We start from the raw sequence: 25642 nt of genomic DNA on the forward strand, positions 1-25642 counted from the left end.
GCGCTCAGCGTCGTCCGCGACCCATCGCTCGCGTCACGCGCTCCCGATGAAAATGATCTTCCACGATGAAACGGATCTTCCACGTAGTCTTCCGACAATGACTGACGCATCTTACCGTGACGCCATCTTTTCGACACCCCTCGATCGTGTGGCCAGTTTTTCGTTCGACGAGCAGGTCGTGGCGTGTTTTCCCGACATGGTGCGCCGCTCGATTCCCGGCTACGGCCAGATCCTGGGCATGCTCGGCCTGCTCGCCGAGCGCCACTTGCGCCATGGCGCCCACGTCTACGATCTGGGCTGCTCGCTGGGCGCGGTAGGGCTGGCACTGGCCGGGCGCCTGGCGCCGGAGGCGTTCGCCCTGACCGGCGTCGACCTGTCACCGGCGATGCTCGCCCGCGCCCGCGCCACCGCGCAAAGCGAGGCCCCCAACCATCGCTTGGCGTTCATCGAAAGCGATATCCGCAAGCTCGACTACCGCCCCAGCGGGATGATCGTGCTCAACTTCACCCTGCAGTTCCTGCCACCGGCGGACCGTGATGCGGTGATCGCGCGACTCTTCGCGGCGCTCGACCCCGGCGGCATCCTGGTGCTGTCGGAGAAGATCGTCGCCCCCGACGAACAGGAGAACGCTTGGCTGGTGGAGCGCTATCACGACTTCAAGCGCGCCAACGGCTACAGCGACATGGAGATCAGCCAGAAGCGCACCGCGCTGGAGAACGTACTGGTGCCCGACACCCTGGCGCAGCACCAGGCGCGGCTGCAAGCGGCCGGTTTCGGCCGCGTAACGACCTGGTTCCAGTATCTCAACTTCGCCTCCATGATCGCCTTCAAGGAGCGCGAGAGCGGTGCCCGGGCCGAGACGAGCGCCACCCACGCAGGCGATGAACCCGCATGAGTCAGCCTTCCACTCCGTCCACCCCTATCCTGTCCACCGCCAGCCGCGACGCCGCCGCCACCCTGGCCGAGGCCGAACGCCGTCTCTATCTGGCCTTTCTCGATCAGGGGCTGACCCGCTGGCTGGCCGCCCTGCCCGAACAGCTCGCCCGCGGGCTCGACCGCCAGCGCCACGGCGATCTGCCCGCGTGGGAGAAGGCGGTGGCCAAGCTGCCAGCGCTGCCCGCGGCGCGCCGGGTCGTGCTCAATGCCGACACGGTCAGCGTCGAGGTCGATCTCGATGACGCCGATCGCCGCCGCTGCGAGAACCTGCTGCGCATTCTGATGCCGTGGCGCAAGGGCCCCTACCGGCTCGGCGACCTCACCATCGACACCGAGTGGCGTTCGGACTGGAAGTGGCAGCGCGTGGCTCCGCACCTCTCCCCGCTGGCCGGACGACGGGTGCTCGACGTCGGCGGTGGCAGCGGCTATCACGCCTGGCGCATGGCCGGCGCCGGTGCCGCCTTCGTGCTGGTGATCGACCCCTCGCCGCGCTTCTACTATCAATTCCAGGCGCTGCGGCACTTCGTCGGCGATGCCGACGACCACCGCACCCACTTTCTGCCGGTGGGCATCGAAGACGTCCCGCCGCGCCTCGCCGCCTTCGATACCGTGTTCTCGATGGGCGTGCTGTACCATCGTGCTTCGCCGCTGGAACATCTGCAGCAGCTCAAGGATGCCCTCGCCCCCGGCGGCGAGCTGGTGCTGGAGACGCTGGTGGTCGAGGGTGACGAACAGACCGTGTTCATGCCCGGCGAGCGCTACGCGAGCATGCCCAACGTCTATTTCCTGCCGTCGTCGCAGGCGCTGGCACACTGGCTCGCGCGCTGCGGCTTCGAGGCGATCCGCTGTGTCGACGAGACCGTCACCAGCCTCGACGAGCAGCGCACCACCGACTGGATGAGGTTCCACTCGCTGGCCGACTTCCTCGACCCGCAGGACCGCACTCGAACGATCGAAGGCTACCCCGCCCCACGCCGGGCGACCTTGGTGGCGCGCAAGCCGCAACGCTGACCCTGGCCGGCCTATGTCCTGGGATAGCGATAGGCACCAGCGGCGCACCAAGCTCGCCACACGAGAGGCCTAGGTGCTACCTGAAAAGTCGACGAGCGAAGGCCAGGCAAGGCAAAAATCGGCGAAAACGCGGAGTTTACGGGGTGTAAATGAGCATTTTGAACCGATTTTTAACGCTGCATGGGCGAGCGCAGTACTTTTCAGACAGTGCCTAGCAACAAGAACGCCCGCTGATAAGCGGGCGTTCTCGCTCGTGGCCACCAGACGCATTGAGTGAGTCTGGACAGCCTTTTAGGTTTGCAGCCTAGCGCTCTTCGAGCTTGTCCAGATCGCGCACCGCACCGCGGTCGGCCGAGGTCGCCAGCATGGCGTAGGCCTTGAGCGCCGCGGAAACCTTGCGCTCGCGCTGAATCGTCGGCTTCCATGCCTTGGCGCCGCGATCCTCCATGGCCTGCCGGCGATGCGCCAGCTCCTCGGTGGAGAGCAGTACCTCGATGGTGCGATTGGGGATGTCGATACGGATGGTGTCGCCGCTCTCGACCAGTCCGATCGCCCCGCCGGCGGCAGCCTCCGGTGAGACGTGACCGATCGAGAGCCCCGAGGTACCGCCGGAGAAGCGGCCGTCGGTCATCAGCGCGCACGCCTTGCCGAGCCCTTTCGACTTCAGATAAGAGGTCGGGTAGAGCATCTCCTGCATGCCCGGGCCGCCCTTGGGCCCCTCGTAGGTGATGACCACCACTTCGCCCGCCTTCACCTGACCACCGAGAATTCGCTCGACTGCCTGGTCCTGGGATTCGACCACGTGGGCCGCCCCCTCGAATACCAGAATGGAGTCGTCGACGCCCGCCGTCTTCACCACGCAGCCGTTCTCGGCGATGTTACCGTAGAGCACTGCCAGGCCGCCCTCGCGCGAGAAAGCGTGCTCCAGGCTGCGGATACAGCCCTCGGCGCGGTCGCCGTCCAGCGACGGCCAGCGCGCCGCCTGCGAGAACGCCTGCTGGGTCGGCACGCCGCCGGGGCCGGCCTTGTAGAACTCGACCACTTCCGGGGTCGGGTTGCGCATGATGTCCCACTCGTCGAGCGCCGCCGCCAGGGAGTCGCCATAGACGGTGGGCACCGAGGTATCCAGCACCCCGGCGCGGTCGAGCTCGCCCAGAATCCCCATGATGCCGCCGGCGCGGTGGCAATCCTCGATATGGTACTTCTGGGTGTTGGGCGCCAGCTTGCAAAGCTGCGGCACCTCCCGCGACAGGCGGTCGATATCGGCCACGGTGAAGTCGACCTCCGCCTCCTGCGCCGCCGCCAGCAGGTGCAGGATGGTGTTGGTCGAACCGCCCATGGCGATATCCAGCGTCATCGCGTTGCGGAAAGCGGTCTTGGAGCCGATGGCGCGCGGCAGCAGATGCGCCTCGTCGCCCTCGTAGTAGCGCTTGGCCAGCGAGACGATGCGCTCGCCCGCGGTCTCGAACAGCCGACGGCGGTCGGCGTGGGTGGCGAGCATGGTGCCATTGCCGGGCAGCGCCAGGCCCAGCGCCTCGGTCAGGCAGTTCATCGAGTTGGCGGTGAACATGCCCGAGCAGCTACCACAGGTGGGGCAGGCGCTGCGCTCGATCTCGGCGATCTCGTCATCGCTGTACTTGTCGTCGGCGGCGGAGATCATGGCATCGATCAGATCGAGGCCGTGATCGAGCAGCTTGGTCTTGCCGGCTTCCATCGGACCGCCGGAGACGAAGATGGTCGGCACGTTGAGGCGCATGGCCGCCATCAGCATGCCGGGGGTGATCTTGTCGCAGTTGGAGATGCACACCAGCGCATCGGCACAGTGGGCGTTGACCATGTACTCGACGCTGTCGGCGATGATGTCGCGGCTCGGCAGCGAATAGAGCATGCCGTCGTGGCCCATGGCGATACCGTCGTCGACCGCGATGGTATTGAACTCCTTGGCCACCCCGCCGGCCTTTTCGATTTCACGCGCCACCAGCTGGCCCATGTCCTTCAGGTGCACGTGGCCAGGCACGAACTGGGTGAAGGAGTTGGCGACGGCGATGATCGGCTTGTGGAAGTCGTCGTCCTTCATCCCGGTGGCGCGCCACAGGGCGCGGGCGCCGGCCATGTTGCGGCCCTGGGTGGTGGTTCGCGAGCGATACTCGGGCATGCTGTCCTCATCTGTCTGGGTCGGGGCCGGCCTGGCCAGGCCCGGGGCGTGTCAGGGTCTCAGAGGCGGGCTTAGGGCACCCGCGCAGGACGACGCGGCGGCAGGGGTGCGCGTCGAAAGGTGTCGTTCAAGGACACGGACCACTCTGGATGTTTGCCTGAGTGATATTGCTGCCGGGTTCCACGCTGCAGGTGAGCCAGACGTTGCCCCCGATGATCGATCCCCGGCCGACGGTGATACGGCCGAGAATCGTGGCGCCGGCGTAGATCACCACGTCGTCCTCGACGATCGGGTGACGCGGCAGGCCCTTCTCCAGATGCCCCTTTTCGTCGGCCGGGAAGCGCTTGGCCCCGAGGGTCACCATCTGATAGAGACGCACGCGGTCGCCGATGATCGCGGTCTCGCCGATCACCACGCCGGTCCCGTGATCGATGAAGAAGCCTTCACCGATCTGTGCGCCGGGGTGAATATCGATCCCGGTGTCGGAGTGGGCCAGTTCGGCAATGATCCGTGCCACCAGGCCCGCGCCGGCGCGATAGAAGTAGTGCGCGATGCGGTGGTAGATCACCGCGTGCACGCCGGGATAGCAGAGCAGGACTTCGTCGACGCTGCGCGCGGCGGGATCGCCGTAGTAGGCCGCCATCACATCGCCATCGAGGCGCCGACGCAGCGCCGGCAGGCTGTCGGCGAAGCCCTGCACGATCTGATTGGCGCGCTCGGTGGGATCGCTGTCGCGCTCACCGTCCAGACGCGCCATGTAGCGCAGCTCCAGGAGCACCTCTTCGTGCAGCGCGTTGAGCGCCCGGTCGAGGGTGTGACCGACGTAGAAGTCCTCGCTCTCCTTGCGCAGATCCGAGGGCCCCAGGCGCATCGGGAAGAGCGCGCCGCTGAGGACATCCAGGGTATCGCGCAGGCGATGCCGCGACGGCAGCTCGCGGCAGCCACGCTCTTTCTCGCGACCGTTCTGGGCGCGCCACTGTTCGCGGGTCGCGCGAAGCTGGGTGACGATGCCATCGAGCTGCCAGTTGACGTGTTGCATCAGCGTGTCCTTTGAATCTGCGCGCGGGCCGGAGCGATATCATACGACTCGAGGCCGCGTTGACCAACCACGGCGAGGGTCGCGCCCCCGGCGTGGCGGCCTCGCCCACCCGCGCAACGCAAAAAGGCGGCCCCGCTACCGGGGCCGCCATGGTGTACGACAGACGTCGCGTGGGCGCGTCTCAGCGCTTCAGTAGCTCGCGCACATCCTTCGCTTCCCAGTGCGGGAAGTGCTTGCGGATCAGCGCGTTGAACTCGACCTCGAAGGCCTGCCAGTCGACCTCGCCGCTCACCTCGCGGCCCGCCGCCGCGCCGCGGATCAGCCCCGCGCCCACGGTGACGTTGCTCAGCCGGTCGATCACCACGAAGCTGCCGGTCCCCGGGCTGCGCCGGTAGTCGTCCAGCGGCACGCTCGCGGTCAGCTCCACCCGGCAGCGCCCGATGGCGTTGAGCGCCAGCTGCTCCGCCGGCAGCTGCGCCAGGCTGTTGACGTCGATCTGATAGTCGATCTCGGCCACTCGCCCGGCCACTTCCTGGGTGCCCAGCTTGAAGTCGTAGAGCCGACCAGGTTCGAGGGCGTTCTCGTGCATCCACACGATGTCGGCCTCCAGCGCGCTGGCCTGGGTCACCTCGGCATCCGCTGCCACCAGCCAGTCACCGCGGGAAAGGTCGATCTCGTCTTCCAGGGTCACCGTCACCGCCTGCCCGGGATACGCCTCTTCGAGGTCGCCGTCGAAGGTGACGATGCGCGCCACCCGTGAGCGCTTGCCCGAGGGCAGCGCCTTGATCGCCTGGCCGGGGCGCAGGATGCCGGCTTCGAGCGTGCCGCAGTAGCCGCGGAAGTCGAGGTGCGGGCGGTTGACGTACTGCACCGGCAGGCGCAGATCGGAGAGGTTGGCGTCGTGGGCGATCTCGACCGTCTCCAGCAACTCGAGCAACGGCGGACCAGCGTACCAATCCATCTGCTCGCTGGGGTTGACGACGTTGTCGCCCTCCAGCGCCGAGAGCGGCACGAAGCGGATATCGCGGGCGTCGAGCTTCTCGGCGAAGGCGCGATACTCGGCGACGATCTCGTCGAAGCGCGCTTCGGCGTAGTCGACCAGATCCATCTTGTTGACCGCGATCACCAGGTGCTGGATACCCAGCAGGTCGGCGATGAAGCTGTGCCGGCGGGTCTGCGTCTGCACCCCGTGGCGGGCGTCGATCAGGATCACCGCGAGGCTAGCGGTGGAGGCACCGGTGGCCATGTTGCGGGTGTACTGCTCGTGCCCCGGGGTGTCGGCGATGATGAACTTGCGCTTGTCGGTGGAGAAGAAGCGGTAGGCGACATCGATGGTGATGCCCTGCTCGCGCTCCGACTGCAGGCCGTCGACCAGCAGCGCCAGGTCGACCTTGTCACCGGTGGTGCCGCTGGTCTTGGAGTCGCGGGTGATGGCGGCAAGCTGATCTTCGTAGATCATCTTGGAGTCGTGCAGCAGGCGCCCAATCAGGGTCGACTTGCCGTCATCGACGCTGCCGCAGGTGATGAAGCGCAGCAGGTCCTTGTTCTCGTGCTCGTGCAGGTACTGCTCGATGTTGTCGGCGATGAGCGAAGACTGATGTGACATTTAAAAATACCCCTCGCGTTTCTTCTTCTCCATCGACCCGGCTTGATCGCGGTCGATGGCCCGGCCCGAGCGCTCGCTGGTGCGGGTCAGCAGCATCTCCTGGATGATCTCGGGCAGCGTCGCCGCCCGCGACTCCACCGCCCCGGTGAGCGGGTAGCAGCCGAGGGTGCGAAAACGCACCCACTTCTCTTCCGGCACTTCACCCGGTGCCAGTGGCAGGCGCTCGTCGTCGACCATCACCTGCATGCCGTCACGCTCGACCACCGGGCGCGGCGCGGCAAAGTAGAGCGGCACGATGGGGATCGATTCGAGGTAGATGTACTGCCAGATATCCAGCTCGGTCCAGTTGGAGAGCGGGAAGACGCGGATCGACTCGCCCTGGTTGACCTTGCCGTTGTAGAGCCGCCACAGCTCCGGGCGCTGGTTCTTGGGGTCCCAGCGGTGGTGCTTGTCGCGGAAGGAGTAGACCCGCTCCTTGGCCCGGGACGCTTCTTCATCGCGCCGCGCACCGCCGAAGGCGGCATCGAAGCCGTACTTGTCCAGCGCCATCTTCAGCGACTGGGTCTTCATGATGTCGGTGTACTTGGCGCTACCGTGATCGAAGGGGTTGATGCCGGCGGCGCGTCCCTCCTCGTTGATATGTTCGATCAGCTCCATGCCCACGCTGGCCGCCATGCGGTCGCGGAACTCGATCATCTCCTTGAACTTCCAGGTGGTGTTGACGTGCATCAGCGGAAACGGCGGCGTCCCCGGATAGAACGCCTTGCGCGCCAGATGCAGCATCACCGAGGAGTCCTTGCCGATCGAGTAGAGCATCACCGGGTTGCGGAACTCGGCCGCGACCTCACGGATGATGTGAATCGACTCCGCCTCGAGCTGCTTGAGGTGGGTTTGACGTTGTGCGCTAACCAATCGATCTGCCATGGGGAATCTCGCTGTCACGTGCTTCGTGAAGGCACGGCTCGGAATCGTAGAGTCGTCACCCTAGCGAGAGATCGGTAATAACGTCAAAGAATGAAAGCTAATCTCAAAATCTGATTTAGTTATAAAGAAGCGCAGCCGGATGCTGCGCTTCACACCCCGAAGGGCGCTGCCGCCAGGCGACGCTACAGCTCGACACGCTCGATCCAGGTCGACAGCCGATCGCCTTCGAGGTCGACCACGCGCAGCCCGGGACGGGCGGCTTCGTCGACACTGAACTCGTGGCTGCCGGGCAGGAACTGATCGGAGGTGGCGGGACATCCATAGACCGCCACCAGCCCTTGCCAGGCGGCAAAGGCCTGGTGAATGTGGCCGCACAGAACCGCCCGCACCTGCGGATAGGGCGCCAGGGTCTGCCAGAAAGCGTCACGATCCTCGAGCCCGATCGCATCCATCCACACCGAACCGATGGCGAGCGGCGGATGATGCATCGCGATCAGCGTGGGCCTGTCGTCGTCTTCGAGCTGCGCGGCCAGATGCTGTAGCTGGGTCTGCCCGACCGCCCCGCCCGGCTGCCCGCTGATTCGCGTGTCCAGCAGCAGGATGCGCCAGTGCTCGAGGTCGATCTCGTCCAGCGCCGGCTGCCACTCCGCCATCAGCTCGGGCTGATCGTGATTGCCGGGAATCCAGAACCAGGGGCAGCCCAACCGCGCGAAGGCCTCACTGGCCAGACGGTAGGTCGCGGAGGTCTCGTCCTGGGAGACATCACCCGTGACCAACAGCACATCGGGACGCAGCTGGGCCGCCCGGCGCAATACGGCCTGGAGCTGTCGTAGCGGGAACCCCTTGCGCGAGGTGCCTTGGGGGTCGGCCAGCAGATGGCAATCGGTAATCTGAATCACGCGCATCAGGGGGCTTCCGGGACACCGGCCGCGTGACCATGGGCGAGACCGTGCTGCAGCCACTCCCCCAGAAAGCGGTTGATCTGGAGCTTCTCGTCGGGCTGGTGCATGCGCGGATTGGGATAGCGATAACGCCCCTGGAAGTGGCGCTGACGCTGAAAATCGGTGACCTCGGCCATATTGGCATCGTGATAGAGGTGCACGGTCATGCGCGGCGAGTCGATGAAGCCATCCAGCACGCCGGTCTGCGAAACCCGGGCGATCGTGGTGTAGGGCGCTTGTTCCAGCACTTCGAGCCACAGCGTGCCGAAGCGCGCACGCTCCCCTGCCAGAGGCACTTCGCGCACCTCGCCCGCGGCCATGTCGGCCACCAGCCGGCACAGCCTCACGTAGTTGCTGCTGCACTCCGCCTGCAGTGCCTTGAGATCGGTGACATAGGCGGTCTTGACCATATTTTTCTCCTGCTAGGGCCTGGCGTCGACCGCGATGAAGCCGCTATGACCGTGCTCTCAGCCCTGCGCGCTCGCGCGCCAGCCAGTGAAAACCGATCAACGCCATGGCATTGTCCAAATCACCCGCCATCAGCCGGTCCCAAGCTTCCGGGAACGGCATGACGTGAACCAGAATGTCTTCGTGCTCGATGTCGAGTCCGTGCACGCCGCCTACGCCCGAGCTATCGATCAAACCACAGAACATCGTCACTTGCTCGGTGCAGGCACCTGGACTGGGATAGTACCGGTGTAGCTCGATCAACTCATCAATCTCGCACCCGGCTTCTTCTTTAGCCTCACGGCGTGCCACCTCGGCCGGCGACTCGCCGGCCTCGACCAGCCCCGCCACGGGCTCCAGTTTCCAGGGCGAGCGCGCGTCGTCGAGCGCTCCCGCCCGGATCTGCTCTACCAGCACGACGCGGTCGAGCGCCGGATCGTAGAGTAGTACCCCCACCGCATCGCGGCGAACATGGACCTCGCGGTCCATGGCCTCGCTCCAGCCGCCGTTGAAGAGGCGGTGACGCAGACGGCGCTTCTCCAGCGCAAAGAACCCGTCATAGATCAGCTCGGTTTCCAACCGCTCCACGTCATCGGCGTCGAACCGACCCGGCTCTTGGGGATGCTGCGCCATGCCTGTGCTCCTGTCATCGGTAGCCTCCCTCTATTGAGGCAGATAACCGGGTTTCCAACCACCGCTATCGGCGTGGCCAAGCCACTCGAGGTGATGCTTGCGCGTCAGCCGGGAAGAAAGCGCGCTCGGCCGACGCCAGTACGGCCACGTGCATCAATGGCACCAGCACCTCGCCGACGTTTGTCAGGCTAGAGAAAGCGCCCCACCCAGTTAATAGAAACCTCTATCTCATCTACATGTTTATACAATAACCCTGGTCAATTTTATTCAGAAACTACTAATAAGAAGAGGACGAGACTGTTTTTGAAAGAAAAATCCGACCCTTTACAGCCGGTAACACTTATTTACCAATCACACCATTGAAGGGGCCGCACAGACAAACTAAGTGTAATTAGCAGCAACTAATAAGCATGACCTTACGCACTTATAATTCAAACATATAAATCATTATCTCACGCAGGGGTAAGCCACATGACCGTCTCCGCCAGGGTTAGCGCTCGCTCAGAAGATCTGAACCAGGCCCCGTTGATCAACGTCGATAACGGCACACTCTCACTCGAGCAGCCTAGCAACGTGCTGCTAAAGCTCTCTCCTGACCAGATCGGAGAAGTGGTACGCCAAGGCGACGACCTGATCGTAACGCTGTCAGATGGTCAGGTCCTGCGTATCACCGATTTCTACGGCTACGGCGAAACGGCCACCAGCCAACTTTATCTGCTGGGTGAGGATAACCAGCTCTATCTGGCGGATCTCGGTGTTGCCCAGAGCAATGGTTTACTCGTTGCCGACTATATACCGCTCGATGACAGTTCGGGCCTTCTCGCGATCGCCGGCGATACCGCAGGTGGTGGCGGCCTTTCCGCCGCCGGCATCGCGGCCATCGCCGCCGGGGTGGGTGTAGCGGGTGCGGTGGCAGCAGGTAGTGGCGGTGGCGGCGGCGGCGGAGATGCCCCTGACGATGGTGGCAACGATGGCGGTGGTGGCGATGCCCCTGACGATGGTGGCAACGATGGCGGTGAGGGGAATGGCGGCGACACTCTACCGCCGAGCGCCCCGACACTGTCACTGGCCACCGATACCGGCGCAGATACCGATGACGGCATTACCGGGGACCCCACAGTCAACGTTTCGGGCCTTGAAGCCAACGCGACCTGGGAGTATTCCACGGACGGTGGTACGACCTGGGCCACAGGAACCGGCACCAGCTTCGAACTGCCGGCAGGAAGCTACGCCGATGGTGCCATTCAGGTACGTCAGACCGATAGCGCTGGCAACACCAGCCCGGTCGGCAATCTAGGCGCCGTTACCATCGATCTCAGCGCGCCCGCGGCGCCGGTCGTCGATCCGACCGACGGCGAGATCGTCACCGGCACGGCCGAAGCCGGCAGCACGGTGACCCTGACCGATGGCGACGGTAATCCCATCGGCTCCACCACCACCGATGCCAACGGCAACTGGTCGTTCCAGCCCGGCACCCCGCTCGCCGACGGCAGTGCGGTCAACGCCGTCGCCACGGATGCCGCCGGCAACGCCAGTGCACCGACCTCGGCCACCGTGGAGGGTGATCTCAACGACACCACCCCGCCGGCCGCGCCGACCCTGACCAGCGTCAGCGACGACGTCGCGCCACAGACCGGTGCGCTCGCCAGCGGCGACAGCACTAATGACACCACCCCGCGCTTCACCGGCCGCGCGGAAGCCGGCAGCACAGTGACGGTCTACGCCAATGGCGATGCAATCGGCACGACCAGCACCGATGCCCAGGGCAACTGGAGCTTCACGCCGGAGGCACTGGCCCAGGGTGATTACGACTTCACCTTTACCGCCACCGATAGCGCCGGCAACGACTCGCCGGCCAGCGCCCCCTTCACCCTGACGGTCGATACCCAGCCGCCCGCGGCGCCGACCGTCAATCAGACCGACGGCGAGATCGTAACCGGTACGGCCGAAGCCGGCAGCACGGTGACCCTGACCGATGGCGACGGTAATCCCATCGGCTCCACCACCACCGATGCCAACGGAAACTGGTCGTTCCAGCCCGGCACCCCGCTCGCCGACGGCAGCGCGGTCAACGCCGTCGCCACGGATGCCGCCGGCAACGCCAGCGCACCGACCTCGGCCACCGTGGAGGGTGATCTCAACGACACCACTCCGCCGGCCGCACCGACCCTGACCACCGTCAGCGACGATGTCACGCCGCAGACCGGTGCGCTCGCCAGCGGCGACAGCACCAATGACACCACCCCGCGCTTCACCGGCCGCGCGGAAGCCGGCAGCACGGTAACCGTCTACGCCAATGGCGATGCAATCGGCACGACCAGCACCGATGCCCAGGGCAACTGGAACTTCACGCCGGACGCACTGGCCCAGGGTGATTACGACTTCACCTTTACCGCCACCGATAGCGCCGGCAACGACTCGCCGGCCAGCGCCCCCTTCACCCTGACGGTCGATACCCAGCCGCCCGCGGCGCCGACCATCAATCCGACCGACGGCGAGATCGTCACCGGTACGGCCGAAGCCGGCAGCACGGTGACCCTGACCGATGGCGACGGTAATCCCATCGGCTCCACCACCACCGATGCCAACGGCAACTGGTCGTTCCAGCCCGGCACCCCGCTCGCCGACGGCAGTGCGGTCAACGCCGTCGCCACGGATGCCGCCGGCAATGCCAGTGCACCGACCTCGGCCACCGTGGAGGGTGATCTCAACGACACCACCCCGCCGGCCGCGCCGACCCTGACCACCGTCAGCGACGACGTCGCGCCACAGACCGGTGCGCTCGCCAGCGGCGACAGCACTAATGACACCACCCCGCGCTTCACCGGCCGCGCGGAAGCCGGCAGCACAGTGACGGTCTACGCCAATGGCGATGCAATCGGCACGACCAGCACCGATGCCCAGGGCAACTGGAGCTTCACGCCGGAGGCACTGGCCCAGGGTGATTACGACTTCACCTTTACCGCCACCGATAGCGCCGGCAACGACTCGCCGGCCAGCGCCCCCTTCACCCTGACGGTCGATACCCAGCCGCCCGCGGCGCCGACCGTCAATCAGACCGACGGCGAGATCGTAACCGGTACGGCCGAAGCCGGCAGCACGGTGACCCTGACCGATGGCGACGGTAATCCCATCGGCTCCACCACCACCGATGCCAACGGAAACTGGTCGTTCCAGCCCGGCACCCCGCTCGCCGACGGCAGCGCGGTCAACGCCGTCGCCACGGATGCCGCCGGCAACGCCAGCGCACCGACCTCGGCCACCGTGGAGGGTGATCTCAACGACACCACTCCGCCGGCCGCACCGACCCTGACCACCGTCAGCGACGATGTCACGCCGCAGACCGGTGCGCTCGCCAGCGGCGACAGCACCAATGACACCACCCCGCGCTTCACCGGCCGCGCGGAAGCCGGCAGCACGGTAACCGTCTACGCCAATGGCGATGCAATCGGCACGACCAGCACCGATGCCCAGGGCAACTGGAACTTCACGCCGGACGCACTGGCCCAGGGTGATTACGACTTCACCTTTACCGCCACCGATAGCGCCGGCAACGACTCGCCGGCCAGCGCCCCCTTCACCCTGACGGTCGATACCCAGCCGCCCGCGGCGCCGACCATCAATCCGACCGACGGCGAGATCGTCACCGGTACGGCCGAAGCCGGCAGCACGGTGACCCTGACCGATGGCGACGGTAATCCCATCGGCTCCACCACCACCGATGCCAACGGCAACTGGTCGTTCCAGCCCGGCACCCCGCTCGCCGACGGCAGTGCGGTCAACGCCGTCGCCACGGATGCCGCCGGCAATGCCAGTGCACCGACCTCGGCCACCGTGGAGGGTGATCTCAACGACACCACCCCGCCGGCCGCGCCGACCCTGACCACCGTCAGCGACGACGTCGCGCCACAGACCGGTGCGCTCGCCAGCGGCGACAGCACTAATGACACCACCCCGCGCTTCACCGGCCGCGCGGAAGCCGGCAGCACAGTGACGGTCTACGCCAATGGCGACGCAATCGGCACGACCAGCACCGATGCCCAGGGCAACTGGAACTTCACGCCGGACGCACTGGCCCAGGGTGATTACGACTTCACCTTTACCGCCACCGATAGCGCCGGCAACGACTCGCCGGCCAGCGCCCCCTTCACCCTGACGGTCGATACCCAGCCGCCCGCGGCGCCGGTCGTCAATCCGACCGACGGCGAGATCGTCACCGGTACGGCCGAAGCCGGCAGCACGGTGACCCTGACCGATGGCGATGCCAACGAACTCGCCACGGTGAACGTGGACCGCAATGGTAATTGGTCCTACGCACCGGATACGCCACTGGCCGATGGCAGTACCGTCACCGCCGTCGCAACGGATGCCGCCGGCAACGCCAGCGATCCCGGTAGCGCCACCGTCGACTCGGACCTGGTAGATAACCGTCCGCCGGCAGACCCGGTCATCATCACGTCTCTGGATACCGAAGCTCCCATCACCGGCGAAGTCGGAGATGGCGGTACCACCAACGACACCATGCCGACGCTGATTGGCACCGCAGAAGCGACCAACCGCGTACAGCTTTGGGCGGATAGTGGCAGCGGCATGCAAATGTTGGGAGAGACTCAAGCCGATAACTTCGGTAACTGGAGCTTCCGCATCCTTTCGCGGCTGGCCAGCGGCAACACCACTTTCCGGGCACTCTCTTTCGATCCCACGGGACAAACATCCCAGCCCAGCGGCCCCTTCGCCATCAATGTGGACACCACACCGCCTGACGCGCCCTCTATCGATACCGTGGTCGACGACGTCTCCCCCGCCGGCGACCTAGCCAGTGGTGACATCAGTAATGACAACACACCCGCACTAAGCGGCAGCGCAGAGCCCGGTAGTAGTATCAGCGTGTTCGCCGGCGGCGTGCTGCTGGGCACCACGATGACCGATGCCGAGGGCAACTGGTCGTTTACGCCAGATGCACTGGCTGACGGCAGCTATGACTTCACGGTCACCGCCACTGATGCAGCGGGCAATACATCTCAGGAGAGTGCATCGTTCTCGCTGAACATCGATGCCACGGCCCCAACCGCACCGACGATCTCACTGGCCACTGATACCGGCGCGGATATCACCGATGGCATCACTAACGATGCCACCGTGACTGTCGACGGTCTCGAAGCCAACGCCACCTGGGAATACTCCACCGACGGCGGTACCACTTGGGCTACCGGAGCCGGCACCAGCTTCGAGTTGGCTGAAGGGACCTATGCCGATGGCGATGTGCAGGTGCGCCAGACCGATGTCGCGGGCAACACCAGCCTGGTTGGCAACCTGGGCCCGGTCGTCGTGGACCTCAGCGCTCCAGCTGCGCCAACGATCTCGCTAGCCAGCGATACCGGCGCGGATATCACCGATGGCATCACTAACGATGCCACCGTGACTGTCGACGGCCTCGAAGCCAACGCCACTTGGGAGTACTCCACCGACGGCGGCACCACCTGGACCACGGGCACCGGCACCAGCTTCGAGCTGGGTGAAGGGACCTACGCCGATGGCGATGTGCAGGTGCGCCAGACCGATGTCGCCGGCAATATCAGCCCTATCGATAGCCTGGGGCCGATCACGGTCGACTTGAGCGCACCTGTCGCCCCGACGATCTCGCTGGCCAATGATACCGGCGCGGATATCGCCGATGGCATCACCAACGACGCCACTGTGACTGTCGACGGTCTCGAAGCCAACGCCACCTGGGAGTACTCCACCGACGGCGGTACCACCTGGACTACCGGAACCGGCACCAGCTTCGAGCTGGGTGAAGGCACCTATGCCGACGGTGCCGTGCAGGTCCGCCAGACCGATGTCGCGGGCAACGTCAGCCCTGTCGATAGTCTGGGGTCGATCACGGTCGACTTGAGCGCACCTGTCGCCCCGACGATCTCGCTGGCCACTGACACCGGCGCGGATATCGCCGACGGCATTACCAACGACGCCACGGTCAATGTCGATGGCCTGGAAGCCAACGCCACCTGGGAGTACTCCACCGACGCTGGCACCACCTGGAGCGCTGGCACCGGCACCAGCTTCGAGCTGGGTGAAGGGACCTACGCCGATGGCGATGTGCAGGTGCGTCAGACCGATGTCGCCGGCAATATCAGCCCTGTCGATGCTTTGGGACCAATTACTGTCGACTTGAGCGCCCCCCTCGCACCGACGATCTCGCTGGCCAACGATACCGGCGTGGATATCGCCGATGGCATCACCAACGATGCCACCGTGGCCGTGGATGGCCTGGAAGCCAACGCCACCTGGGAGTACTCCACCGATGGCGGCACCACTTGGAGCGCGGGCACCGGCACCAGCTTCGAGCTGGGTGAAGGCACCTATGCCGATGGCGATGTGCAGGTCCGCCAGACCGATATCGCCGGCAATGTCAGCCCCGTCGATGCCTTGGGACCAATTACTGTCGACTTGAGCGACCCCCTTACACCGACGATTTCGCTAGCCAGCGATACCGGCGCGGATATCACCGACGGCATTACCAACGACGCCACGGTTAATGTCGACGGCCTCGAAGCCAACGCCACCTGGGAATACTCCACCGACGGCGGCACCACCTGGACGACTGGAACCGGCACCAGCTTCGAGCTGGGTGAAGGCACCTACGCCGATGGCGATGTGCAGGTGCGCCAGACCGACGTCGCGGGCAATATCAGCCCGGTCGATGTCTTGGGACCAATTACTGTCGACTTGAGCGCGCCCACCGCACCGACGATCTCGCTGGCCACTGACACCGGCGCGGACATCACCGATGGCATCACCAACGATGCCACCGTGACCGTGGATGGCCTGGAAGCCAACGCCACCTGGGAGTACTCCACCGACGGCGGCACCACCTGGACCACGGGCACCGGCACCAGCTTCGAGCTGAGTGAAGGGACCTATGCCGATGGCGCCGTACAGGTTCGCCAGACCGATATCGCGGGCAATGTCAGCCCTGTCGATACCTTGGGGCCAATTACTGTCGACTTGAGCGAGCCCCTCGCCCCGACGATCTCGCTGACCAACGATACCGGCGCGGATATCGCTGATGGCATCACCAACGATGCCACCGTCACTGTCGACGGTCTCGAAGCCAACGCCACCTGGGAGTACTCCACCGACGGCGGCACCACCTGGACCACTGGCACTGGTACCAGCTTCGAGCTGGGTGAAGGCACCTATGCCGATGGGGATGTGCAGGTCCGCCAGACCGACGTCGCCGGCAATATCAGCCCGGTCGATGCCTTGGGGCCAATTACTGTCGACTTGAGCGCCCCTGTCGCACCGACGATCTCGCTAGCCACTGACACCGGCGCGGATATCACCGACGGCATCACCAACGATGCCACCGTGACTGTCGACGGTCTCGAACCCAACGCCACCTGGGCGTACTCCACCGACGGCGGCACCACCTGGACTACCGGAACCGGCACCAGCTTCGAGCTGGGTGAAGGGACCTATGCCGATGGCGATGTGCAGGTTCGCCAGACCGATGTCGCCGGCAACGTCAGCCCTGTCGATAGTCTGGGGCCGATCACCATCGACCTGAGCGCACCGGCCGCGCCGACGATCTCGCTGGCCGAAGATACCGGCGCGGATATCACCGACGGCATCACCAACGACGCCACGGTCAATGTCGACGGCCTGGAAGCCAACGCCACTTGGGAGTACTCCACCGACGGTGGCAACACATGGAGCGCTGGCACCGGCGCCAGCTTCGAGTTGGCTGAAGGCACCTATGCCGATGGAGATGTGCAGGTCCGCCAGACGGACGTCGCGGGCAACACCAGCTTGGTTGGCAACCTGGGCCCGGTCGTCGTGGACCTCAGCGCCCCGACTGCACCAACGATCTCACTGGCCACTGATACCGGCGCGGACATCACCGATGGCATCACCAACGATGCCACCGTGACTGTCGACGACCTCGAAGCCAACGCCACCTGGGAATACTCCACCGACGGTGGCACCACCTGGACTACCGGAACCGGTACCAGCTTCGAGCTGGGTGAAGGGACCTATGCCGATGGCGATGTGCAGGTGCGTCAGACCGACGTCGCCGGCAACGTCAGCCCCGTCGATACCTTGGGGTCGATCACGGTCGACTTGAGCGAGCCCCTCGCACCGACGCTCTCACTGGCCACTGATACCGGCGCGGACATCACCGATGGCATCACCAACGATGCCACCGTGACCGTGGATGGCCTGGAAGCCAACGCCACCTGGGAGTACTCCATCGACGGTGGCACCACCTGGACCGCTGGCACCGGTACCAGCTTCGAGCTGGGTGAAGGGACCTACGCCGATGGCGATGTGCAGGTGCGCCAGACCGATATCGCCGGCAATGTCAGCCCCGTCGATGCCTCGGGACCAATTACTGTCGACTTGAGCGCGCCCACCGCGCCGACTCTCTCGCTGGCCACTGATACCGGCGCGGATATCGCCGATGGCATTACCAACGATGCCACCGTGACTGTTAACGGTCTCGAAGCCAACGCCACTTGGGAATACTCCACTGACGGCGGCACCACTTGGACCACGGGCACCGGCACCAGCTTCGAGCTGGCTGAAGGCACCTATGCCGACGGTGCCGTGCAGGTCCGTCAGACCGACGTCGCGGGCAACGTCAGCCCCGTCGATGCCTTGGGGCCAATTACTGTCGACTTGAGCGCACCTGTCGCACCGACGCTCTCACTGGCCACTGATACCGGCGCGGATATCGCCGACGGCATCACCAACGATGCCACCGTCACTGTCGACGGCCTGGAAGCCAACGCCACCTGGGAGTACTCCATCGACGGCGGCACCACCTGGACCACGGGCACTGGTACCAGCTTCGAACTGGCTGAAGGCACCTATGCCGATGGCGATGTGCAGGTCCGCCAGACCGATGTGGCGGGTAATAGCAGCGTAGGCAATCTCGGCCAGGTCACTATCGACCTCACACCGCCTCCCGCGCCTACCATCGATCCGACCAACGGGCAGATCATCACCGGCTCTGCCGAACCCAATAGCACGATCACATTGACCGATGGCGACGAAACGTTCCTAGGTGAGGTCACTGCCAATGCCAACGGTGACTGGTCGTTCCAGCCAGCGACTCCCCTCGCCGATGCGACGCAGGTGCAGGCGACGGCGACAGACTTGGCGGGCAATATCGGCGGTACCGACTCTCAAAATGTGGATGTCAACCTCGACGATACGACGCCACCGCCTACACCCATGATCGACTTCGCGGTCGACGACGTGGACCCTGTCGGAAATCTCGCCAATGGCGACAGCACCAACGACACGACGCCCACCTTGAGAGGGAGCGCGGAAGCTAGCAGCACCGTCACGATTTTCCTGGGAGGTATCCAGCTAGACACGGTAATCGCTGATGACACCGGCAACTGGAGTTACACACCGGCAGCGCTTGGCGAGGGCAATTATGACTTCACGGTCACAGCAACCGACGCTGCGGGCAACACGTCTCAAGAGAGCGCTCCATTCTCACTGAGCATCGACCTTAGCGCCCCCCTCGCACCGACGATCTCACTGGCCACTGACACCGGCGCGGATATCACCGACGGCATCACCAATGACGCCACCGTGGCTGTCGATGGTCTGGAAGCCAACGCCACCTGGGAGTACTCCACCGACGGCGGTACCACCTGGACCACGGGCACCGGCACCAGCTTCGAGCTGGGTGAAGGGACCTATGCCGATGGTGCGGTGCAGGTGCGTCAGACCGACGTCGCGGGCAACGTCAGCCCTGTCGATAGTCTGGGCCCGGTCGTCGTGGACCTTAGCGCGCCCACCGCACCGACGGTCGCTCTCCAAACCGATAGCGGTCTCGATACCACCGATGGCATTACCAACGACGCCACTGTGACTGTCGACGGTCTCGAAGCCAACGCCACTTGGGAGTATTCCACCGACGGTGGCACCACCTGGAGCGCGCGCACCGGCACCAGCTTCGAGCTGGGTGAAGGGACCTACGCCGACGGTGATGTCCAGGTTCGCCAGACCGATGTCGCCGGTAACACTAGTCCGGTAGATAGTCTGGGCCTGGTCGTCGTGGATCTCAGCGCCCCGACTGCACCAACGATCTCGCTGGCCACTGACACCGGCGCGGATATCGCCGACGGCATCACCAACGATGCCACCGTGACTGTCGACGGTCTCGAACCCAACGCCACCTGGGAGTACTCCACGGACGGTGGCACGACCTGGACGACCGGCACCGGCACCAGCTTCGAGCTGGATGAAGGCACCTATGCCGATGGCGATGTGCAGGTGCGCCAGAACGATGTCGCCGGCAACGTCAGCCCCGTCGATACCTTGGGGCCGGTCACGGTCGACTTGAGCGCACCTGTCGCGCCGACGATCTCACTGGCCAATGACACCGGCGCGGATATCACCGATGGCATCACCAACGATGCCACCGTGACTGTCGATGGCCTGGAAGCCAACGCCACCTGGGAATACTCCACCGACGGCGGCACCACCTGGACGACTGGCACCGGCACCAGCTTCGAGCTGGGTGAAGGGACCTATGCCGATGGCGCCGTACAGGTTCGCCAGACCGACGTCGCCGGCAATATCAGCCCGGTCGATGCCTTGGGACCAATTACTGTCGACTTGAGCGAGCCTCTTACACCGACGATTTCGCTAGTCAACGACACCGGCGTGGATATCACCGATGGCATCACTAACGACGCCACCGTGACTGTCGATGACCTGGAAGCCAACGCCACCTGGGAATACTCCACCGACGGCGGCACGACCTGGACGACCGGCACCGGCGCCAGCTTCGAGCTAGCTGAAGGGTCCTACGCCGATGGTGATGTCCAAGTTCGCCAGACCGATGTCGCGGGCAACGTCAGCCCGGTCGATGTCTTGGGACCAATTACTGTCGACTTGAGCGAGCCTCTTACACCGACGATTTCGCTAGCCAACGACACCGGCGTGGATATCACCGATGGCATCACCAACGATGCCACCGTGACTGTCGACGGCCTGGAAGCCAACGCCACCTGGGAGTACTCCACCGACGGCGGCAACACCTGGACGACTGGCACCGGCACCAGCTTCGAGTTGGGTGAAGGGGCCTATGCCGATGGCGATGTGCAGGTGCGCCAGACCGATATCGCCGGCAATGTCAGCCCCGTCGATGCCTTGGGACCAATTACTGTCGACTTGAGCTCGCCCACCGCACCGACGATCTCGCTGGCCACTGACACCGGCGCGGATATCGCCGATGGCATCACCAATGACGCCACCGTGACTGTCGATGGCCTCGAAGCCAACGCCACCTGGGAATACTCCACCGACGGCGGCACCACCTGGACCACGGGCACCGGCACCAGCTTCGAGCTGGGTGAAGGGACCTACGCCGATGGCGATGTGCAGGTTCGCCAGACCGACGTTGCGGGCAACGTCAGCCCTGTCGATAGTCTGGGCCCGGTCGTCGTGGACCTCAGCGCCCCGACTGCACCGACGCTCTCACTGGCCACTGATACCGGCGCGGATATCGCCGACGGCATCACCAATGACGCCACCGTGACTGTCGATGGCCTGGAACCCAACGCCACCTGGGAGTACTCCACCGACGGTGGTACCACCTGGACTACCGGAACCGGCACCAGCTTCGAGCTGGGTGAAGGGACTTATGCCGATGGCGATGTTCAGGTCCGCCAGACCGATGTCGCGGGCAACGTCAGCCCGGTCGATGCCCTGGGGCCGATCACGGTCGACTTGAGCGCACCTGTCGCGCCGACGATCTCACTGGCCAACGACACCGGCGCAGATATCGCCGATGGCATCACCAATGACGCCACGGTCAATATCGACGGCCTGGAACCCAACGCCACCTGGGAGTACTCCACCGACGCTGGTACGACCTGGACGACTGGCACCGGCACCAGCTTCGAGTTGGCTGAGGCCACCTATGCCGATGGCGATGTTCAGGTCCGCCAGACCGACGTCGCGGGCAACACCAGCTTGGTTGGCGACCTGGGCCCGGTCGTCGTCGACCTTAGCGCGCCCACCGCGCCGACGCTCTCGCTGGCCACTGACACCGGCGCGGATATCACCGACGGCATTACCAATGACGCCACAGTCAATGTCGACGGCCTGGAAGCCAACGCTACCTGGGAGTACTCCACTGACGGCGGCACCACCTGGACTACCGGAACCGGCACCAGCTTCGAGCTGGGTGAAGGGACCTACGCCGATGGCGATGTGCAGGTTCGCCAGACGGACGTCGCGGGCAACACCAGCCTGGTTGGCAACCTAGGCCCGGTCGTCGTGGACCTCAGTGCTCCGACCGCGCCGACGCTCTCGCTGGCCAATGATACCGGCGCGGATATCGCCGATGGCATCACCAACGACGCCACCGTGACTATCGACGGTCTCGAAGCCAACGCCACCTGGGAGTACTCCACCGACGGCGGCACCACCTGGACCACGGGCACCGGCGCCAGCTTCGAGTTGGGTGAAGGCACCTACGCCGATGGCGATGTGCAGGTTCGCCAGACGGACGTCGCGGGCAACACCAGCTTGGTTGGTGACCTGGGCCCGGTAGTCGTGGACCTTAGCGCACCTGTCGCGCCGACGATCTCGCTGGCCAATGACACCGGCGCGGATATCGCCGACGGCATTACCAACGATGCCACCGTGACTGTCGACGGCCTCGAAGCCAACGCCACCTGGGCGTACTCCACCGACGGCGGCACCACCTGGACCACGGGCACCGGCGCCAGCTTCGAGCTGGGTGAAGGCACCTATGCCGATGGCGATGTGCAGGTGCGCCAGACCGATGTGGCGGGCAATGTCAGCCCAGTCGATAGTCTGGGCCCAGTGCAGGTGGATCTCACGGCACCCACTGTCGAAGACACCGCGGTAGCGACCTCGGAGTCCGAGCTGTTCTTCGTCCCCGCCATCACCACCACCGGCACGCTCGATTTTGCCACTGGCAGCGGCGTGGGTGAGCTGGATATCAGCGCGCCGAGCGGTATCACCAGCGCTGGCGTCAGCGTGAGCTGGAGCCTCACCGAGAACAACGGCACCTATCGCCTGAGCGGCAGTGCCGGCGGCGCCGAGGTCGCGGTGCTCGAGATCACCAGCAACGGCAGCTACACCTTCACGCAATCGCGTCCGTTCGATCATCTCGCAGCAGGCGCGGACGTGCTCAGCCTTGGCTTCGATATCGCGCTCACCGACCTGGCCGGCAATCTCGGCAGCGGCACGCTGACCTTCGATGTCGAGGATGCCACCCCGACCGCGGCAGCGGATCAGGTCTTCGGCCTTGGCACTGAGGGCACCTCGGCGAGCGGCACCCTGGTGGCCAGTTTCGGCGCCGATGGCGGCTATGTGCAGAGCCTCGGTATCGGCGGCTACACACTGACCTATGACCCGGACAGCGCCAGTGTCACCACCAGCGGTAGCGATACCTTTGCACTGCAGCAGAGCTTCGATGCCGACAGCGGTCAGTTGACCATCGAGATCGGCAACGCCGAGACGCTGATCGTGGACATGACCACCGGCGAGTATCAGTACGGCAGCGTGGCATTGGGTAGCGCACCACAGGTCAGTCTCGATCCGTCGAACGATCTGCTAGGCCTCGTCGGCGTGGATGCGGTCGGCGGGCTGGTCTCCAACAGCAGCAACCAGGCCTTCCAGGTATCGGACCCGGACAACGACACCACGCGGGTCGCCATCAATACCGCGACCGGCAGCCTGCTGGACCTGAACATCGCGGTCGGCAATGCCGGCCTGGCCTTCACCTACTCGCAGACCCTGGCCCAGGCGTTGGGCGTCGATGTCCAGCTGACCAGCAATATCCAGCAGACCACGGTCCTCGGCATCAGGATCATTTCGTCGATGAACGCCTCGATCACTCTGACCGGGCTCAATGGCGGCACCATCAGCAACCAGCAGCTCAACGCCCTGCTTTCGACCGTCCGGCTCGAGCAGTCCGGGGTCAATATCCTCTCGCTGACCGGCTCGTCGCTGTCGCTCTCCGCCACCGACGCCGCCGGCAATACCAGTACCACCTCCGACACCAGCGGGCTCAACGTCGATCTACTGACCGGTAGTGGGGGTGGAGCAGGCAGCATCATCGACCCGACCGCCACCGCTGGAGACGACGTGCTGGTGGTCGCCAGCGCCAGCGGCAGCCTCTCCGGTGGCGAGGGCAATGACTGGCTGCTGGGCGGTACCGGCGCCAACACCCTGATCGGCGCCGCGGGTAACGATGTGATCATCGGCGGGCGTGGCAACGATACCCTGACCGGCGGTGCGGGCAACGACACCTTCCTGTGGCAGTCCGGAGATGCCGGTAGCGTCGGCGCCGCCGCCACCGACATCATCACCGACTTCAGCGCGCAACCCGTGCGCGGTGGCGGTGATCGGCTCGATCTGCGCGGCCTGCTGGAGGGCGGCCGCGCCCGCGGCACCACCGCCGGCAACCTCACCAGCTACCTCTTCTTCGCCCTGGTCGGCGGCACCACCGTGCTCTACGTGAGTTCCGAAGGAGCGTTCGCCGACGGCATCACCGAAGCCTCGGCTCAGGCACAGGCGGATCAGGTGATTCGCATCGAAGGTAGCGATCTGGTAGGCGAGTTCGGCGCCAACCAGGCGGCGATCATCAACAATCTGCTGGCCAACGGCAATCTGCTGGTCAATCGCGAGACCGTCGATTCCAGCGCCGAGTTGCCGGACCAGACCGTGGTCGACGCGACGGTGGTCGATGGTGACGGCGACACCGACACCACCACCGTGACCGTCGATCGCAACAGCACCGACAGTACCAGCGCCAACGCGCCCATCGTGCAGGCCGACGATGGTTCCCTGCTGGGGCTGCTCGGTGTCGAGGCGCTCGGCATCATCGACCTCGATCAGCAGTCGTTCATCGCGCTGGATCCCGATAACGACCTGCGACAGGTGGAGATCACCTATCAGGCACTCGCCGCGCTCTCCCTCGGCAGCGTCGCCTTCACCTACTCGACGGCGATGGCGCAGGCCTTCGGCTATGAGGTGAACGTAGAGACCGGCGCCCTCGCCGGGGTGCTGGTGCCCAATACCACCATCACCATCACGGCGCGCGACGGCGGCACGCTCGACAACCTGGAGATCAACGAATTCCTCGCCACACTGCAGCTCGACACCGGCTCGCTCGATCTAGCCGGGCTGAATCTGGACGCCGGCTTGAGCGCGCTGGGGAGTTTCACCGTCGCCGCCACGGATATCTCCGGCACCACCACCGCAGATGCCGCCGGCAACCTGGTCAGTCTCCAGGCGATCAACCGCCTGCTGGGACTGGATGGCAGCGACTTCCTGCTCGAAGGTGGCAGCGGCAACGACGTGCTGAACGCCGCTGACAGCGGTCAGCGGCTCTACGGCTACGCCGGCAATGACACCCTCAACGGTGGTGATGGCAATGATCTGCTGAACGCCGGCTCCGGCAATAACGTGCTCAACGGCGGCGCCGGCAACGATCTCCTGATCGGCGGCAACGGCGCCGACACCCTTGATGGCGGCACCGGCGACGACACCATCGTGGTCAGCGGCAACGCCTTCGCCTCGGTCGACGGTGGCGACGGCTTCGACACCCTGGTCCTGGATGGCGGTATCGATCTCGACATGATCGCGGGCGGCATCGGATCGATCGGCAACATCGAGCGGCTCGATCTGGGCAGCGGCGATGGCAGCAGTCGCGCCACGCTCAGCGCTCAGAACGTGCTCGACATGACCGACGACGACAACGTGCTGCAGATCACCGGCGACGAGCAAGACACCCTGAGCGTTCAGGGCGCCACGCTCACCGGCAGCGTAACGCTGGAGGGAACCGCCTATGACCAGTACACCTTTGGCGACGCCACGCTGCAGGTGGAACACAACACCGTCGTCGTGGAGACCTGAATCGGCCGCGTGACTAGCGCAAGGGA

10 protein-coding genes are annotated in these 25642 nt (G+C 65.1%); 3 read left to right on the forward strand and 7 right to left on the reverse strand.

The features are described from left to right. Window positions 1–97: 97 nt before the first annotated feature. Window positions 98–895: a carboxy-S-adenosyl-L-methionine synthase CmoA gene (cmoA, locus tag QO259_RS11950; RefSeq protein ID WP_285950129.1), complete on the forward strand. Its 798-nt coding sequence runs from the start codon at window positions 98–100 to the stop codon at window positions 893–895. Then, window positions 892–1947, forward strand: a complete 1056-nt coding sequence (cmoB, locus tag QO259_RS11955) for a tRNA 5-methoxyuridine(34)/uridine 5-oxyacetic acid(34) synthase CmoB (protein WP_285950130.1) — start codon at window positions 892–894, stop codon at window positions 1945–1947. The genes cmoA and cmoB overlap by 4 nt, the downstream gene beginning before the upstream one ends. A gap of 304 nt (window positions 1948–2251) precedes the next feature. Here the strand turns inward: cmoB and ilvD are convergent, their stop codons facing one another. The 7 genes from ilvD to QO259_RS11990 form a co-directional block, all read right to left on the reverse strand. Then, window positions 2252–4102 carry a dihydroxy-acid dehydratase gene (ilvD, locus tag QO259_RS11960; protein ID WP_285950131.1) on the reverse strand — a complete coding sequence of 617 codons (1851 nt, stop codon included), beginning with the start codon at window positions 4100–4102 and terminating at the stop codon, window positions 2252–2254. Between the two features lie 127 nt (window positions 4103–4229). Then, window positions 4230–5141, reverse strand: a complete 912-nt coding sequence (gene epsC, locus QO259_RS11965; RefSeq protein WP_207031216.1) for a serine O-acetyltransferase EpsC — start codon at window positions 5139–5141, stop codon at window positions 4230–4232. A gap of 181 nt (window positions 5142–5322) precedes the next feature. After that, the gene (gene cysN / locus QO259_RS11970) at window positions 5323–6747 is read right to left on the reverse strand and encodes a sulfate adenylyltransferase subunit CysN (RefSeq protein ID WP_285950132.1); all 1425 of its coding nucleotides are present in this window, start codon (window positions 6745–6747) and stop codon (window positions 5323–5325) included. Further along, the gene (cysD, locus tag QO259_RS11975; RefSeq protein WP_233076505.1) at window positions 6748–7671 is read right to left on the reverse strand and encodes a sulfate adenylyltransferase subunit CysD; all 924 of its coding nucleotides are present in this window, start codon (window positions 7669–7671) and stop codon (window positions 6748–6750) included. Window positions 7672–7853: 182 nt separating this feature from the next. Then, window positions 7854–8576, reverse strand: a complete 723-nt coding sequence (locus QO259_RS11980) for a phosphodiesterase (protein WP_106419800.1) — start codon at window positions 8574–8576, stop codon at window positions 7854–7856. Then, entirely contained in the window at window positions 8576–9022 is a 447-nt protein-coding gene (locus QO259_RS11985) for a DUF1249 domain-containing protein (RefSeq protein ID WP_207037305.1), read from the reverse strand. The genes QO259_RS11980 and QO259_RS11985 overlap by 1 nt, the downstream gene beginning before the upstream one ends. A gap of 43 nt (window positions 9023–9065) precedes the next feature. Continuing rightward, window positions 9066–9692 (reverse strand): NUDIX domain-containing protein, encoded by a 627-nt coding sequence (locus tag QO259_RS11990; RefSeq protein ID WP_207037306.1) that lies wholly within the window; start codon window positions 9690–9692, stop codon window positions 9066–9068. Between the two features lie 525 nt (window positions 9693–10217). Between QO259_RS11990 and QO259_RS11995 the strand changes: the two genes are divergently transcribed. Beyond that, window positions 10218–25616, forward strand: coding sequence for an Ig-like domain-containing protein (locus QO259_RS11995; protein WP_285950133.1), 15399 nt, complete (start codon window positions 10218–10220; stop codon window positions 25614–25616). Window positions 25617–25642 lie beyond the last annotated feature (26 nt).

Source organism: Salinicola sp. JS01 (assembly GCF_030284585.1).
Taxonomy (GTDB): domain Bacteria; phylum Pseudomonadota; class Gammaproteobacteria; order Pseudomonadales; family Halomonadaceae; genus Salinicola.